Origin of the sequence: Parasediminibacterium paludis (assembly GCF_042651445.1) — a bacterium.
Taxonomy (GTDB): domain Bacteria; phylum Bacteroidota; class Bacteroidia; order Chitinophagales; family Chitinophagaceae; genus Parasediminibacterium; species Parasediminibacterium paludis.
Genome location: NZ_JBHSDC010000029.1, coordinates 1 through 15,465, shown reverse-complemented (window position 1 = coordinate 15,465; position 15,465 = coordinate 1). Strand labels below are relative to the sequence as shown.

Sequence of the window (15,465 nt, the reverse complement as noted above, 5' to 3'; positions counted from 1 at the left end):
AGTAATTTATTTTACATATTGACCAATAGGTAAACGGTTAGCAATACTTCTAGCCAATGTCATCTCATCAGCATATTCTAGTTCGCCACCAAAAGCAATACCACGTGCAATGGTAGTAACCTTGCAAGGTAGGTGACCTATTTTTCTTTGAATATAGTAAATGGTGGTGTCGCCCTGAATATTTGGGTTTAAAGCAAACAGTAATTCTTCTGTTTGTTCAGCTTCTACCCTCTCTACTAAAGTTTCAATATTTAATTGATCAGGCCCAATACCATCTAACGGAGAAATAATTCCCCCTAACACATGATAGGTACCATTAAATTGTTGTGTACTTTCTATGGCAATAACATCACGAATGGTCTCTACTACACAAATGAGATGCTGCTTCCTAGCACCGTTGCTACAAATGCTACACAAAGCACCATCACTTACGTTAAAACAACGCTGGCAAAACTGAATATCTCTGCGCATCTTAGCTATGGTTTCGCCAAAATATTGCACATCGTTTACATCTTGCTTTAATAAATGCAAAACCAAACGCAATGCAGTTTTTTTACCAATACCTGGTAACTTGGCAAATTGTGCCACTGCGTTTTCCAATAAAGTAGAAGGTAATTGCATTCAAGAATTTTGCTACAAAGAAACAAAAGATAGGAAGTATGTAAACAAAAATTGCGAAAGACTGGTTTTTGAGAGGTGCTTATGCAATCCTTAACCAAACTTTCTTAAATATTTATACAATAATCTGATGAATCTTTATACTTTTACCACTTTAATTAACAATAACAAACTAAAAGCAGTTGAAAAATACAACTTCCAATCAAACAGCAATACAGTTTTTACCTGTAATGCCTGCTTTTAATCCGCGACCACGACGCGGTTGCTGATAGGACGAGCAGTTGGCAGTTGCCCCTATCAGTGAACCTTTCCCGACTTACAAACACTTACAAGAGAAGTGTAGACGTTTTAACAAGCATCGCTCATTTTTTTAATTTTTCAAGTTGGAACAGCAGGATATTATTGTTCGTGTAGCTAATCATCTCGATACACATTATGCGCTTCGTATCACAGACGAAATGGAAGCGTCTGCAAAAGCAAGAGGCACTGGTATAGCTAAACGCAGCCCAGAATACATCGCAAAAAAAATGTTAGAGGGCAAAGCCGTTATTGCCCTTATGAATAGTGGTCAATGGGTGGGCTTTTGCTATATCGAAGAGTGGAGCCATGGGAAATTTGTGGCCAATAGTGGTTTAATTGTTTCGCCAGAATTTAGAAAAAGTGGCGTTGCCAAATTAATTAAGAAAAAAGTATTTGACCTATCTAGAGAGAAATACCCAAGTGCCAAAATTTTTGGACTTACAACGGGCTTAGCGGTAATGAAAATAAATAGCGACCTCGGCTACGAACCTGTTACTTACAGCGAACTAACGGATGACGAAGAATTTTGGGCTGGGTGTAAAAGCTGTGTTAACTACGATATATTAATGAGCAAGGGACGTAAAAATTGTATGTGCACGGCCATGCTTTTTGACCCCGCAGACAAAGCAGAACCGAAAGAAACAGCCGCAGATTTTAAAGAGAATTCAAGTTTATATGAAAGGTTTTCTAGACTAAAGCAGTCAAAACTTTTGCGTTGGTTTAATAAGAAAAACGAACAATCGAAAGATAGCAAGGCGAAATCTATTTTTAAAATTTTTTCTACTTAAATAATTGACCAAAAACATGGCACAAGCAAACAAAAACGTTGTTCTAGGATTTAGTGGAGGCTTAGATACAACGTTCTGCGTAAAATATCTTACTGAAGACAGAGGTTTTGATGTACACAGTGTAATTGTAAACACAGGTGGTTTTGATGAAAAGGAATTGGTACAAATAGAAGCTCATGCATATAAACTTGGCGTAAAAACACACACCACTGTAAACGCAATTGAGAGCTACTACAATAGCATTATTAAATACTTAATCTATGGTAATGTTTTAAAAAATAATACTTATCCACTAAGTGTAAGTGCAGAGCGATTAAGCCAAGCGTTACATATTGCAGAACACGCAAAAAAACTAGACGCTGTAGCTGTAGCACACGGCAGTACTGGCGCTGGTAACGATCAAGTACGTTTTGATATGATTTTCCACATTATGATTCCTAGTGTAGAAATCATTACGCCTATACGTGATTTGAAACTAAGCCGTGAGGAAGAAATAGATTATTTAAAGAAAAAAGGTGTTGACATGAACTTTGAAAAAAGCATGTACAGCATTAATAAAGGTTTATGGGGCACAAGTGTAGGTGGTAAAGAAACCTTACAAAGTAAAGGTATGTTGCCAGAAAGTGCATGGCCTACACAAGTAACCAAAACAGATAGCGAAGAAGTTAAATTAAGCTTTGTAAAAGGTGAATTAACAGCAGTAAATGGTCAATCTTTCAATCATCCTGCAAAAGCAATACAATATTTACAAACAATAGCTGATGCTTATGGTGTTGGTAGAGATATTCACGTTGGCGATACTATTATCGGTATAAAAGGCCGTGTGGGTTTTGAAGCAGCAGCACCAATGGTTATTTTAAAAGCACACCATGCTTTAGAAAAACATGTGCTTACTAAATGGCAACTAAACTGGAAAGATCAGTTAGCACAATTTTATGGCAATTGGTTACACGAAGGCCAAATTTTAGACCCAGTAATGCGTGATATAGAAGCGTACTTCACTAATAGTCAGCAAAATGTAACTGGTGATGTGTTTGTACAATTAATGCCTTACCGTTTTCAAGTAATAGGTATAGAAAGTCCTTACGATTTAATGAGTGCGAAGTTTGGTAAATATGGTGAAATGAACACTGGCTTTACTGGTGAAGATGTAAGAGGATTTAGTAAAATTTTCGGCAACCAAACTTCTATTTTTCACAAGGTAGTAGAAAGCAATAAATAACTAATGGTTAAAGCAGGTATAATAGGTGGTGCAGGCTATACAGGTGGTGAATTAATTCGTTTATTAATCAATCATCCTAAAATAGAAATTGCTTTTGTACAAAGTGGCAGCAATGCAGGCAATAATTTAAGCAAAGTACACACTGATTTAATTGGTGAAATTGATATTCTATTTTCTGCAACACACCATTACAATGTAGATGTTATTTTCTTTTGTGCTGGCCATGGTGAGGCAAAGAAATTTATACAAGAAAACGATATCCCAAACCATATTAAACTGATAGATATTGGTAACGATTTTCGATTAGCAGCAGATGCTTCTATTAAAGCTAGAAACTTTGTGTATGGCTTGCCAGAAATAAACAGAGAAGCCATTAAGCAAGCTGATAGTGTTGCTAATCCAGGTTGTTTTGCAACTGCTATACAATTGGGTTTATTACCTTTTGCTAAAGCTGGGTTACTTAACAATATAGATGTATACACAACTGGTATTACTGGCAGCACAGGTGCTGGTCAAAGCTTAAGTGCTACATCGCATTTTAGCTGGCGAGCCAATAATATCTCACCATATAAAACCTTAGCGCATCAGCATTTGGGCGAAATCATGCAATCATTACACCAAGAAGCTGGCAGTAATGCATCTTTAGCAGCAATCAACTTTGTGCCTTGGCGTGGCGATTTTACAAGAGGTATTTTTATTAGTTCAACCTTTAAGTTTAAAGGTAACAAACAAACTATTATTAATGCCTTTGATGCTGCTTATCACAACGAACCTTTTACAAAAAAAACCTCTGATGCTATACATTTAAAACAAGTAGTTAACACCAATAAATGTATTATCAATATTGAAATTATAGCAGACACCATTGTTGTGCATTCTGCCATTGATAATTTATTGAAAGGTGCTTCTGGTCAAGCAGTGCAAAATATGAACTTAATGTTTGGCTATGATGAAACACTTGGCCTACGTTTAAAACCTACTAGCTTTTAATTGAAGTAATTCTTTAAAATTCGTGTTATAAAATGAAACTATTTGACGTTTATCCGCTTAATAATATCACCATTACTAAAGCACTGGGCAGTCATGTGTGGGACGAAAATGGCACAAAATATCTGGACATGTATGGTGGTCATGCGGTTATTAGCATTGGTCATACGCATCCTCATTGGGTAAAAAGTATTGAAGAACAATTGGAAAAAATTGCCTTCTATTCAAACTCGGTTATTATTCCATTACAAAAGCAACTAGCAGATAAATTAGGTAAGGTAAGTGACAAAGAAGATTACCAATTATTTCTTTGTAATAGCGGTGCAGAAGCTAACGAAAATGCTTTAAAACTCGCTAGCTTTCATAATGGCAAAAAGAAAGTGATTGCTTTTAGTAAATCATTTCATGGTCGTACCTCTTTGGCAGTGGCAGTTACAGATAATCCATCTATTGTAGCGCCAATTAATGAGACTGAAAATGTTATCTTTTTGCCTTTTAATGATGAAATTGCCTTAAAAGCTTGTTTTGAAAAGCATGCCACTGACATTTCTTCTGTCATTATTGAAGGGATACAAGGTGTTGGCGGTATTATTGAAGCCAATGATAGTTTTCTTCAATTAATTCGCTGTTTATGCAACCAATACAATGCAGTATTTATTGCGGATAGTGTACAGTGCGGATATGGTAGAAGCGGTTTATTTTTTGCTCATGACCACGCTGGTGTGAATGCTGATATCTATTCTATGGCAAAGGGTATGGGTAATGGTTTTCCAATTGGCGGTATTTTGATAGCACCATACATTAAACCCAAATATGGTTTGCTAGGTACCACATTTGGTGGTAACCAATTGGCTTGTGCGGCTGCATTGGCAGTACTAGAAGTTATTGAACAAGATAATTTAATAGCAAATGCTGCAAGTGTAGGCAACTATCTGCAAGAAGAATTAAAGAAAATAACCGCTTTACAAAATGTACGTGGCAAAGGCCTAATGATTGGTTTTGATGTACCAGAACCACTTAAGGATTTGAAGAAAACTTTATTGACAGATTTTAAAGTATTTACTGGCGAAGCAAAACCAAACGTGATTCGTTTATTACCTTCTTTAGCATTAACGAAAGCACAAGTTGATGAATTTTTAACAGCAATTAAAGCAGCGATAGAAAATTTAACGCCCCAACCCTAAAGTGCATTAAGAAAATCACCGATATCCAATTAATCATTCTAAGTAAAGGTTTAGACAAACAAAAATCCCACAAATTTTGTGGGATTAGCAGTTGGTTTTGGTTGCTCAATATCTATAAGCGACTATCAATTTCATTACTTAATAAAGTAAAAATTTCTTCTACAGAACCTTCGCCTTGAATATTTTTTACTTTATCAAATTGTTGGTAATAGTCAGCTACTGCAGAAGTTTTCTTCCGGTATTCAGCAATTCTTGCTGTTATGACAACTTCATTTGTGTCATCGCTGCGTCCACTTGTTAATCCCCTATTTAAAAGACGTTTTACTAATTCTTCTTCAGACACTTCAAGAGCTAGTACTATACCAATTTCTGTGCCTTTAAGTTGTAATAATTTATCCAAAGCTGACGCTTGAGCAGTAGTTCTAGGAAAACCATCAAACAAAAACCCTTTTGCTTCAGGATTTGCTTCTAAAGCCGAACTTATCATACCTATAACAACTTCATCTGGTACTAATTCACCCTTATCCATAATACTTTTAGCCTCTAGGCCAAGTGGTGTACCTGCTGCAATTTCTTTTCGTAAAATATCACCAGTAGATAAGTGAATTAAACCATATTTGGCGATTAGCATTTCGCTTTGGGTACCTTTTCCACTACCTGGAGGACCAAACAAAATAATATTGAACATTGTAAGTAAAGGAGTTGCTTGAGTAGCAAATATACATCTTGCAACTAAAACTGTTTCCAATTTGTTAAAACGAATAGATTTTGTAAGAAATTTCAGGTACTGCGTCTTACTTTAAAAATCTATTAATCTATCATTCACAACTATTCTAACCAATAAATCGTATATTATAAAAACCACAATATGAAACTATATCAAATAGCCTTATTAGTAACTTTAACCTTTCAAAGTTGCTATTCCCAAAACAGTAATAACAAAAAAGAAACCATGGAAAACAATAAAAAGAATCCTGTATACAGTACTACAGATAGTTCTAAAGTAACACTGAAAGATGAAGAATGGAAGAAAATATTAAGTCCAGAAGTGTATCAAGTAGCAAGACAAAAAGGAACTGAAAGACCGTACACAAGTAAATACGAAACTTCTAAAGAAGTAGGTACTTATTATTGCGCTGTGTGTGGTAATCCGCTATTTAAAAGTGATACAAAATTTGAAAGTGGCTGCGGTTGGCCAAGTTTCTATGAACCTATAAGTAAATCGTCCATGATTTATTTACCAGATAATAGTTACGGCATGAAGCGCACAGAAGTAGAATGTAGTAGATGTAAATCGCATTTAGGTCATGTTTTTGAAGATGGCCCACCACCAACAGGCTTACGTTATTGCATTAACGGTGTGGTATTAGACTTTGAAAAAGCAAAAGCTGCTGAAAAGAAATACAACGAAGGTGAGAAACATTAATTAAATTGTTAAATACCCTGAAAAAATAGGCTAGGTCATTTAAGACCCAGCCTATTTTACTTTATAAACTATCTTCTTGTGTAACCGTTTCCTGTTCCGCATTTTCTCGAACCATATCAATAATCCAATCCTTACGTTTTAATTCAAAATTGGTACCTAAATACAACCTACGTACCTGCTCATCATCTGCTAGTTGCTCTGCGGTGCCGTGTTTAAATATTTTACCTTCAATCAATAAGTAAGCTCTATCACAAATAGACAACGTTTCATTTACATTGTGATCAGTTATTAAAATACCAATATTTTTATATTTTAATTTTGCCACCACAGATTGAATATCTTCAACAGCAATCGGATCTACACCGGCAAATGGTTCGTCTAAAAGAATAAATTTTGGATCAACAGCTAGAGCACGTGCTATTTCGGTTCGCCTTCTTTCACCACCGCTTAAACTGTCACCATTGTTTTTACGCACATGGTGGAGATTGAACTCACTTAACAAGGTCTCTAATTTTTCATGCCGTTGTTGCTTGTTCAATTTTGTCATTTCTAACACAGCCATAATATTATCCTCAACGCTTAATTTTCTAAATACGCTTGCTTCTTGTGGTAAATAACCAATGCCCATTTGGGCGCGCTTGTACATAGGTAATTTAGTTATATCAACTTCATTTAAAAAGACTTTGCCATCATCGGGTTTTATTAAACCTACCACCATGTAAAAAGTAGTGGTTTTACCTGCCCCATTTGGTCCTAACAAACCTACTATTTCACCTTGCTTCACTTCCACCGAAACCTTATTAACAACGGTACGGCCTTTATAACTTTTTTGTAAATTGGTAGTATGTATGGTTAAACTCACAGTAAATCTATTTGAACAAAAATAAACGTTCTACACTACTGTGTGAAATGATTATGGCTACTTTAAAGATTGTTTACCAATTGTAGAAAACCAGTAAAATGAAAATTGTGCAGCATTTGTGGGCTTTATAGCAGCATATTTGGTTCAAATAGCCACAATCTTTTAATCATTGGTTTATATTGCAGCCCTATAATTGAGAAGATGAAAGTAACAGACCACATAGCACAGGCAAAAGATACCTTGGTATCATTTGAAATACTACCTCCATTAAAGGGTAAAACCATTACAACTATTTACGACCATTTGGATCCTTTAATGGATTTTAAACCAAGTTGGATCAATGTGACTTATCACCGGAGCGAAACCATGTTTAAGAAAAAGCTAGACGGAACATTTGAGAAAGTAGAAGTAAGAAAAAGACCCGGTACGGTGGGCATTTGCGCTGCTATAATGAATCATTATCAAATAGATGCTGTACCTCATATTATTTGCGGTGGTTTTAACAAGCGTGAAACAGAAGATGCTTTAATAGATTTAGATTTTTTAGGTATTGATAATGTATTGGTATTACGTGGCGATGCTGCCAAAAATGAAGCGAGCTTTGAGCCAGAAACAGATGGTCATAAATACGGTATTGATTTATTGAAACAAGTCACCAATATGAATCACGGCATTTATATTGATGAGGATATAAAAAATGGTGGTAAAACAAGATTTTGTGCAGGTGTAGCAGGCTATCCAGAAAAACATTTTGAAGCACCGAACTTAGAAATTGATTTGCAGCGCATGAAAGAAAAAGTAGATGCAGGTGCAGATTATATTATGACCCAAATGTTTTTTGATAATAAAAAGTTTTTTGATTTTGTAAAAACTTGTAGAGACATGGGAATTACTGTACCAATAATTCCTGGTTTGAAACCATTGACGAATAAGAAACAATTATCTGTATTACCAAGAATATTTCATGTGGATATTCCTACAGATTTAAGCAATGCCATCATGAAGTGTAAAACTGATGCTGAATGTGAACAAGTGGGTACAGAATGGCTAATTGCACAAAGCAAGGAATTAAAAGCATTTGGTGTACCTGTATTACATTATTATACATTAGGTAAACCAAAAGTAATTTACGACGCGGTAAAAGAAGTGTTTTAATTCAATGAATGGAATGATTTTAATGAAATAAATGATTAAAAATCAAAATACTCATTAAAATCATTCCAATCGTAAATTATCCAATCAACCCTGCGGCTCTACTTATTTCTAACATTCTATCCATTGGCTTTTTCGCTGCAAGGCGTAAATTTTCTTCCATCAATATTTCTGGAAGTTCGTATTTCATGCACAAATACAATTTTTCAAGTGTATTTAATTTCATGTAAGGACAATCATTGCAAGCACAATTATTATTTGGTGGCGCTGGAATAAATGTTTTTTGTGGTGCATCTTTTTGGATTTGGTGTAAAATGCCCGTTTCGGTAGCTACAATAAATTCTTGCACATCACTAGCTACTGCATATTTTAATAATTGCGTAGTGCTTCCGATATAATCTGCAATTTGCAACACGGCTTCTTCACATTCGGGATGTGCAATTAGCTGTGCTTTAGGATGGCGAATTTTTAATTTGGTAATTTTCTCTAAGCTAAAAATTTCATGTACCATACATGCACCGTTCCATAGTAACATATTTCTACCCGTCTTTTTATTTAAGTAACCACCAAGATTTTTATCTGGCGCAAAAATGATGGGTTGGTCTTTTGGTAAGCTGTCGATTATCTTCTCTGCATTGCTACTTGTACAAATAATGTCACTGAGAGCTTTTATCTCGGCTGTGCAATTAATGTAGGATATTACTAAATGGTCCTTATGCTTCTCTTTAAAGGCTTTAAACAGGTCGGCGGGGGCAGAGTCAGCCAAAGAGCATCCAGCTCTTAAATCGGGCAGTAAAACCTTTTTAGTCGGATTGAGAATTTTTGCCGTTTCGGCCATAAAATGCACACCTGCAAAAACAATCATATCAGCATTAGTGCTTTGGGCTTTTTGGGCAAGCCCCAAACTATCACCAATATAATCTGCCACATCTTGAATATCAGGCTCCTGGTAAAAGTGTGCCAACACTATGGCATTCTTTTCTTTTTTCAATTTCTCTATCTCTGCAAATAGATCCAATCTAGCATCTAAGGTTATATCCAAAAATCCTTTTTCAGACATTTGTTGTGTGGCTACTTCAATGTTCATAACTGCCTTAATATTCTTTTAATAATACTTTATTTATAAAACCCACTACTACTATTATGTCTGTGGATTTCGGGATAACTTACTTATCCACTAAGTGCGAAGTTAGTTAGCTCAGGCTTATGCACTTAAACCCACAAATAATTAACATAAGAAAATGCTTACTGTTGCTAACTATGAATGCTTTTTTAACATTTGTGAATGAGGATTAATCAGATTACACACATTTAATAATCCACAGCTTATTAATATGAGAATAACAGGGATAACTAAGGATAAAAATATACCCCTTAAACTTTTTTACTGTTTTTCCAAATGCAGTTAATCCATTTCTACGCACAAAATATTTCTAAAAAAATGGACTTATGCCCTATGTTACCAAATTATTAACAACCTTATTGTGGGTAATTTTTTCTATATTTTTTGAAGTAGAGCGTTCTCTATTTTTTATAAAAAATGCCCAAGGTTTGTACACATCTATAATGCGCTACACGATTTGTTTTGACTATTTTTTCCACAATTTGTGTAAACGCATTATTCCCCTATTTTTGCCATCCTTAAAAATTTCACTAATAAAACTATTATGTCTATTATTCAAACGATTCGTGACAAAGGTGGGTGGATTATTATTACCCTGATTGCTTTGGCTTTAATTGCTTTTATCCTTCAATCGGACAGAGCTTCTGGCGGTAGAGGTGGGGGTATTTTTGGTAATACTTCTACTTTAGGTAAAGTAAATGGTGTTACTATCGATAAAACTGATTTTGACAAGGAACTCACATTTACCGAAAAAATGTATGGCCAGCAAGCAGGTTCTCGTGAACAATTAATTGGTGGTGTTTGGTCGCAAGAAGTTGATAAAATCATCAATCAACAAGAATATGATAAATTAGGTCTTAGTGTTGGTGATAAAGAGTTATCAGATGTTTTATTTGACCCAAATTTTTCACCACTAAAAAGAGAGTTTACCGACCCTAAAACTGGTGAATTTAAAGTGGCTGATGCAAAAAATGCTTTTGCTCAAATTAAGAAAAGCAAAAATGCTGAACAAGTTGATATGATTAATAAGGCTTACTTAGAGCCAACTGTACAACAAACATTGCGTCAAAAATATGCAGCCTTGTTACAAGGTGCTGCGTATGCACCTAAATGGCTAGTTGAAAGAACGCAAGCGGATAATGGTGCGGTTGCTTCTATTAGTTATGTAAATGTGCCCTATTCTTCAGTTGTAGATAGTACTATTAAACTTACTGAGGAAGACATTTTAGCTTACGCTAAAAAACACCATAAAGAATTTGATAGAGACGAAGAAAGCAGAACTGTTAGTTATGTGGGTTTTGCAACTACTCCAAGTGCTGCTGATAGTGCTGCTGCTCTTGACCAAATCAATAAATTAAAAGCTGATTTTGCTGCTGCACAAGATGCGAAAGCTTATTTAGCAAAAGTTGGTAGCGATATCCAATTTTATGATAGCTATTTAAGTAAAACCAAAATGCAACAAGCTAATAAAGATAGCATCACGGCACTAAGCGTTGGTCAAACTTATGGACCTTATTTGGATGCTAGTAACTATACCATTGCAAAAATGATTGGTGTAAAACAATGGCCTGATAGCGTAAAAGTGCGCCATATTTTAGTTGCAACAGCCGACCCAAGAAGTGGCCAACAATTAAAACCAGATTCTGTAGGTAAAAAATTGATCGACAGTATTGAATTAGCAATTAAAGGCGGCGCCAACTTCGATACCTTATGTGCTAGATACTCAGAAGATCCTGGTAGTAAAGACAAAGGTGGCGTATACGATTACTTCCCACAAGGGCAAATGGTAGGAGCCTTTAACGATTTTGCTTTCGACAAACCAGTAGGTACGAAAGGTGTGGTAAAAACAGAGTATGGTTACCACTACATCGAAGTATTGGGTCAAAAAAACCCACAACCTGCGTTTAAAATAGCTTACTTATCTAAAGCAATTATTGCAAGCAACGAAACAGTTTCTGCTGCGCAAACCGCAGCGTCTCAGTTTGCTGCTACTAGCAAAAACAAAAAAGCATTCGACGAAAATGCTTTGAAACTAAACAAACAACCATTACCATCAGGTGATATTAAAGACATGGATTTTTCTGTAACTGGCATTGGTGCTGGCAATGATGCGCGTAAATTAGTAAGATGGGTTTATGATGGTAGTGCAGGCGATATTTCAGAACCATTTGAACTTACTGATAAATACGTGGTAGCTGTTATTACAAGTGTTAACAAACCAGGTTTACCCTCAGTAGCCACCTTACGCCCACTTGTAGAAACACAAGTACGCAATGAGAAAAAGGCAAAACAAATTATTGATACCAAATTTAAAGGTGCAACATTAGAAGCAATTGCTACAAGCGCAGGTACAGCCGTACAAAAAGTTGATAGCGTTTTGTTTAGCAATCCATTTATACCTGGTATTGGTATGGAATTAAAAGTGGTAGGTGCGGCCTTTAACCCAAGTTTAAAAGGTAAAGTAAGCGAAGCTATTGCTGGTAATAGTGGTGTATATGCAGTGCGTGTAGAGAATATTACAGATAAAGCAACTACTAGCGATGCTAACGCAGTAAAACAATCCATATTGCAAGGGCAAAAAATGGCAGCTTATAGAAGTGGCGATGCTTTAAAGAAAGCCGCAACAATTAAAGACAATAGAGCTAAATTTTATTAGTAGATCATATTTTAAGGAATACAAAAGCCCGCAGTGACGCCACTGTGGGCTTTTTTGTTTCTGATACCGAAACTTGCAACGCTACAATATGTTGTAATTTTGTAGTCATATTTAAATGTGATTATGTCTGATAGTATTGTAAATAAAGTAGCCGAAAGCGGATTGATTACATTCGACTTAGAAGATTTTTATCCAAAAGGTGAGATTGCGGTGTTCGACCTAAAAGATTACTTGTTTATGGGTTTAATTTTAAAAGAGAAAGACTATCGTGCCGCCTTATTGGCCACCGATTGGACGCAATACCAAGACAAATATGTTGCCATTACTTGTACAGCCGATGCTATAATACCCATGTGGGCTAATATGCTAGCTGCTAGTTATTTGCAGCCGATAGCAAAAGATGTGGTTTTTGGCAACGAGCAGCAACTCATTACTAACGTTCTTACTAAAAATTTAGCCGCCGTAAATGGTGAAGAATATACCGATAAACGTGTGGTAGTAAAGGGTTGTGGCGATATTGCTATACCAGAAACCGCCTATGTGGATATTACCAATAAACTTCGCCCATTTGCTAAAAGCATTATGTACGGCGAACCATGCAGCACAGTGCCTATTTACAAAAAACGCTAAGTTTTAGTAAAATTTTCAGCCTTTATTTCTATAAGGAAAACAAAGTTTACATGTGCATTTAGCATTATCATTGCTAGATAATATTAACAGAACTACAAATCGCTAATGATAGGAATAAAAAATTCATAACTAAAAATTACATTTAAACTTTATTTGAAGAGAAAAAATTATTAAAACTAATATAAAACAAGCCGACAATTAAGTTTAAAAAAATAAATGAAGCAAAAAATTTTGTCATTCAGTTAATATGTTTAATTTACACATTAAATTAAAAACTCGCTTTATGAAATCAAAAATTTTACTTCCACTCCTCCTCTTTTTTTTAGTAATCATTGTTACTAAAGGAACTTCACAAAACATATATTCATTAGAACGGGTACAGATTGTAGGTTCTTTTAATGGATATACAACAACGCCTTATGGCACAGATTATCGCACTACAACTTACCGCACGGTTTCCGTTGCTACAGGAAATCCAACAGACGGCCGTGGTCAGTGGGCAACGACAATTAATGTTGCCGCGACAGGTGGTGATGTTCAGCCTGTGAATATGCTAGGTGGCGGTGGTGCAGGCGGCGGTTTTTTATTTATATCTGGGCCAACAGCAACCCCATATAATAACAAGTGGGTGTTTAATGGTGTCATGCAAGCAACACTTGATGGGGTTAGTACTGCTGTTTATGGCGGGACTACAGATATGGGCTTAAATATGGCTACTGCTGGCTATTATACTTTCGTAATGAATGATTATGGTTACTCAGCTAGCCCTAATACACAATTCTATGTAGGAAGAACTGATTCTGTTCCAGCAAATATTACGGTGACTTCACAAAAGATCAATTCTGATAATTCTGTTTTTGTTTTTGTTAGTTTAGACAGAAAACCTTCTGATCAAGAAAATTTCTATTTGCGTTATGTTACTGGTGGAAGTGATTTTTCAGGTGCTGTTACAACTTCAATTATAAAAGGACAAAGTTCAGATCCCAATGATACCACTCACTTAACAGGGAGTAAAACAACCGGCTATTTTAAAATTCCCGCACCATCTACGTCTACAGTTGTCAAATACTATGTATTTTCAAGTACTAGAAGCTTGATAGATTTAAATAATGCTTCTGAATTAGCTAAATCTATTTCTGTTTTAAGGTATGATGATAACAACCATGCAAACTATAATGCGTCTGTTGTATTACCAATAAACTTGCAGTTTTTTACAGGCACATCAAATAATGAGGCGATAAGTTTAAATTGGAAAACAAATGCAGAAATAAATGCTAATAATTTTAACATAGAAAAATTGGCCAACAACAGTACTTGGAACACTATAGGTACGGTAGCAGCGCAAAATATTGGTGGCAGTAGCTATACATTTATAGATAATGCCCCTGACAATGGTAGTAACACATACCGCTTAAAGCTAGTAGATAAAGACGGTACGTCAAATTATTCAGCCGCCATCACAATAAATGCTCAAGTAACTAGCGGCTTAAAATTATATCCAACATTGGTTAATAGCAATAGCATCAATATTGTGTTTAACGAGCAAAAAGCTGGTAAAGCAACTATTAAATTAACGGCCTTAAATGGTAAAGTATTGCAGCAAAATACTGTAAACGTAAACGATGGTAATATGGTATTGCAACACACACTGCCATTACTTACAAAGGGTAACTATGTAGTAACAGTGAGCACAGCGAAATCACAAAAAACGTTTACCATAGTGGTACAATAAATAATACTATTCACAATACTAGAAGCCAATACAAACGTATTGGCTTTTTTATTAGTGGTTTAATAAATTTAAACGGCAGCAATTTTTAATTACATTCCTTAAATTCGCCGCACGTAAAAAACAACATTACCATGCAGGAAGAAGTAGATTTAATACTAGATGATGCAGCAGAGACCATGCAAAAAGCCATCAATCATTTAGAAGCAGAACTTGTAAAAGTGCGTGCTGGAAAAGCATCACCCACAATGTTAGACGGCATTACTGTTGAATATTACGGTGCACCAACACTCATTAATCAAGTGGCTAATGTAACGGTGCAAGATGCTAGAACATTAACCATTCAACCTTGGGAAAAAGCTATGTTGCCTAAAATAGATAGAGCAATTATGGGCGCAAATATTGGCGTTACGCCACAAAATGACGGTGTACAAATTCGTTTGTTTATGCCACCATTAACCGAAGAAAGAAGGCGTGAATTATTTAAAAAAGCAACAGCAGAGGGCGAACAAGCCAAGGTAGCGATTAGAAATATTCGTAGAGATGCTATTGAGCAATTTAAAAAATTGCAAAAAGAGGGCTTAAGCGAAGACGCTGTAAAAGACGCAGAAAAAGCAGCCCAAGATCTTACCGACAAGCATATAGCGTTGGTTGAAAAGCATTTGGCTGCAAAAGAAAAAGAAATGATGACGATTTAATCGGTCAACCGTCGACGGTCAGCCGTCAGACTGTGAAAAAACTCTGTTTATTGATTTTTTAATCTTTTTTCCTCGTTGCGGTTAGCTTTG

Annotated in this window: 14 protein-coding genes; 10 read left to right on the top strand and 4 right to left on the bottom strand. The window is 35.6% G+C overall.

Annotation, left to right across the window (positions count from 1 at the left end; translation table 11 throughout):
• Positions 1–6: 6 nt before the first annotated feature.
• A complete protein-coding gene (recR, locus tag ACFOW1_RS13935; protein ID WP_379015082.1) occupies positions 7–621 on the bottom strand; it encodes a recombination mediator RecR in 615 nt (204 codons plus the stop codon).
• Positions 622–1,001: 380 nt separating this feature from the next.
• Between recR and ACFOW1_RS13930 the strand changes: the two genes are divergently transcribed.
• Genes ACFOW1_RS13930 through ACFOW1_RS13915 form a run of 4 tightly spaced genes read left to right on the top strand, consistent with a single transcriptional unit; the run spans position 1,002 to position 5,099 of the window.
• Positions 1,002–1,706: a GNAT family N-acetyltransferase gene (locus ACFOW1_RS13930; protein ID WP_379015080.1), complete on the top strand. Its 705-nt coding sequence runs from the start codon at positions 1,002–1,004 to the stop codon at positions 1,704–1,706.
• A 16-nt stretch (positions 1,707–1,722) separates the two neighbouring features.
• Positions 1,723–2,928 (top strand): argininosuccinate synthase, encoded by a 1,206-nt coding sequence (gene argG, locus ACFOW1_RS13925; RefSeq protein WP_379015078.1) that lies wholly within the window; start codon positions 1,723–1,725, stop codon positions 2,926–2,928.
• 3 nt (positions 2,929–2,931) lie between these two features.
• Positions 2,932–3,918, top strand: coding sequence for an N-acetyl-gamma-glutamyl-phosphate reductase (gene argC, locus ACFOW1_RS13920; RefSeq protein WP_379015076.1), 987 nt, complete (start codon positions 2,932–2,934; stop codon positions 3,916–3,918).
• A gap of 32 nt (positions 3,919–3,950) precedes the next feature.
• Positions 3,951–5,099 (top strand): aspartate aminotransferase family protein, encoded by a 1,149-nt coding sequence (locus ACFOW1_RS13915; RefSeq protein ID WP_379015074.1) that lies wholly within the window; start codon positions 3,951–3,953, stop codon positions 5,097–5,099.
• Positions 5,100–5,211: 112 nt separating this feature from the next.
• On the opposite strand, the gene ACFOW1_RS13910 is transcribed toward ACFOW1_RS13915, so the two are convergent.
• Positions 5,212–5,847 carry an adenylate kinase gene (locus tag ACFOW1_RS13910; protein ID WP_379015072.1) on the bottom strand — a complete coding sequence of 212 codons (636 nt, stop codon included), beginning with the start codon at positions 5,845–5,847 and terminating at the stop codon, positions 5,212–5,214.
• 120 nt (positions 5,848–5,967) lie between these two features.
• Between ACFOW1_RS13910 and msrB the strand changes: the two genes are divergently transcribed.
• On the top strand, positions 5,968–6,525 hold the full coding sequence (gene msrB / locus ACFOW1_RS13905; protein ID WP_379015070.1) for a peptide-methionine (R)-S-oxide reductase MsrB: 558 nt from the start codon (positions 5,968–5,970) through the stop codon (positions 6,523–6,525).
• Between the two features lie 61 nt (positions 6,526–6,586).
• Here msrB and lptB read toward each other — a convergent pair whose 3' ends face one another.
• The gene (gene lptB, locus ACFOW1_RS13900) at positions 6,587–7,387 is read right to left on the bottom strand and encodes an LPS export ABC transporter ATP-binding protein (RefSeq protein WP_379015068.1); all 801 of its coding nucleotides are present in this window, start codon (positions 7,385–7,387) and stop codon (positions 6,587–6,589) included.
• A 201-nt stretch (positions 7,388–7,588) separates the two neighbouring features.
• Between lptB and ACFOW1_RS13895 the strand changes: the two genes are divergently transcribed.
• Positions 7,589–8,542, top strand: coding sequence for a methylenetetrahydrofolate reductase (locus ACFOW1_RS13895; protein WP_379015066.1), 954 nt, complete (start codon positions 7,589–7,591; stop codon positions 8,540–8,542).
• Between the two features lie 76 nt (positions 8,543–8,618).
• On the opposite strand, the gene nadA is transcribed toward ACFOW1_RS13895, so the two are convergent.
• On the bottom strand, positions 8,619–9,626 hold the full coding sequence (nadA, locus tag ACFOW1_RS13890) for a quinolinate synthase NadA (protein WP_379015064.1): 1,008 nt from the start codon (positions 9,624–9,626) through the stop codon (positions 8,619–8,621).
• Between the two features lie 580 nt (positions 9,627–10,206).
• Between nadA and ACFOW1_RS13885 the strand changes: the two genes are divergently transcribed.
• The 4 genes from ACFOW1_RS13885 to frr all read left to right on the top strand — a co-directional run bounded on the left by ACFOW1_RS13885 (position 10,207) and on the right by frr (position 15,375).
• Positions 10,207–12,318, top strand: coding sequence for a peptidylprolyl isomerase (locus ACFOW1_RS13885; RefSeq protein ID WP_379015062.1), 2,112 nt, complete (start codon positions 10,207–10,209; stop codon positions 12,316–12,318).
• 123 nt (positions 12,319–12,441) lie between these two features.
• Positions 12,442–12,948, top strand: a complete 507-nt coding sequence (locus ACFOW1_RS13880; protein ID WP_379015060.1) for a DUF2480 family protein — start codon at positions 12,442–12,444, stop codon at positions 12,946–12,948.
• A gap of 283 nt (positions 12,949–13,231) precedes the next feature.
• Positions 13,232–14,680 carry a T9SS type A sorting domain-containing protein gene (locus ACFOW1_RS13875; protein WP_379015058.1) on the top strand — a complete coding sequence of 483 codons (1,449 nt, stop codon included), beginning with the start codon at positions 13,232–13,234 and terminating at the stop codon, positions 14,678–14,680.
• 131 nt (positions 14,681–14,811) lie between these two features.
• Positions 14,812–15,375: a ribosome recycling factor gene (gene frr, locus ACFOW1_RS13870; protein WP_379015056.1), complete on the top strand. Its 564-nt coding sequence runs from the start codon at positions 14,812–14,814 to the stop codon at positions 15,373–15,375.
• Positions 15,376–15,465 lie beyond the last annotated feature (90 nt).

Excerpts from the sequence above, each read along its gene's own strand:
- argG (WP_379015078.1), top strand. The coding sequence starts at position 1,723 with ATGGCACAAGCAAACAAAAACGTTGTTCTAGGATTTAGTGGAGGCTTA.
- argC (WP_379015076.1), top strand. The coding sequence starts at position 2,932 with ATGGTTAAAGCAGGTATAATAGGTGGTGCAGGCTATACAGGTGGTGAA.
- frr (WP_379015056.1), top strand. The coding sequence starts at position 14,812 with ATGCAGGAAGAAGTAGATTTAATACTAGATGATGCAGCAGAGACCATG.
- msrB (WP_379015070.1), top strand. The coding sequence starts at position 5,968 with ATGAAACTATATCAAATAGCCTTATTAGTAACTTTAACCTTTCAAAGT.
- ACFOW1_RS13875 (WP_379015058.1), top strand. The coding sequence starts at position 13,232 with ATGAAATCAAAAATTTTACTTCCACTCCTCCTCTTTTTTTTAGTAATC.
- ACFOW1_RS13880 (WP_379015060.1), top strand. The coding sequence starts at position 12,442 with ATGTCTGATAGTATTGTAAATAAAGTAGCCGAAAGCGGATTGATTACA.
- ACFOW1_RS13915 (WP_379015074.1), top strand. The coding sequence starts at position 3,951 with ATGAAACTATTTGACGTTTATCCGCTTAATAATATCACCATTACTAAA.
- nadA (WP_379015064.1), bottom strand. The coding sequence starts at position 9,626 with ATGAACATTGAAGTAGCCACACAACAAATGTCTGAAAAAGGATTTTTG.
- ACFOW1_RS13895 (WP_379015066.1), top strand. The coding sequence starts at position 7,589 with ATGAAAGTAACAGACCACATAGCACAGGCAAAAGATACCTTGGTATCA.
- ACFOW1_RS13885 (WP_379015062.1), top strand. The coding sequence starts at position 10,207 with ATGTCTATTATTCAAACGATTCGTGACAAAGGTGGGTGGATTATTATT.
- recR (WP_379015082.1), bottom strand. The coding sequence starts at position 621 with ATGCAATTACCTTCTACTTTATTGGAAAACGCAGTGGCACAATTTGCC.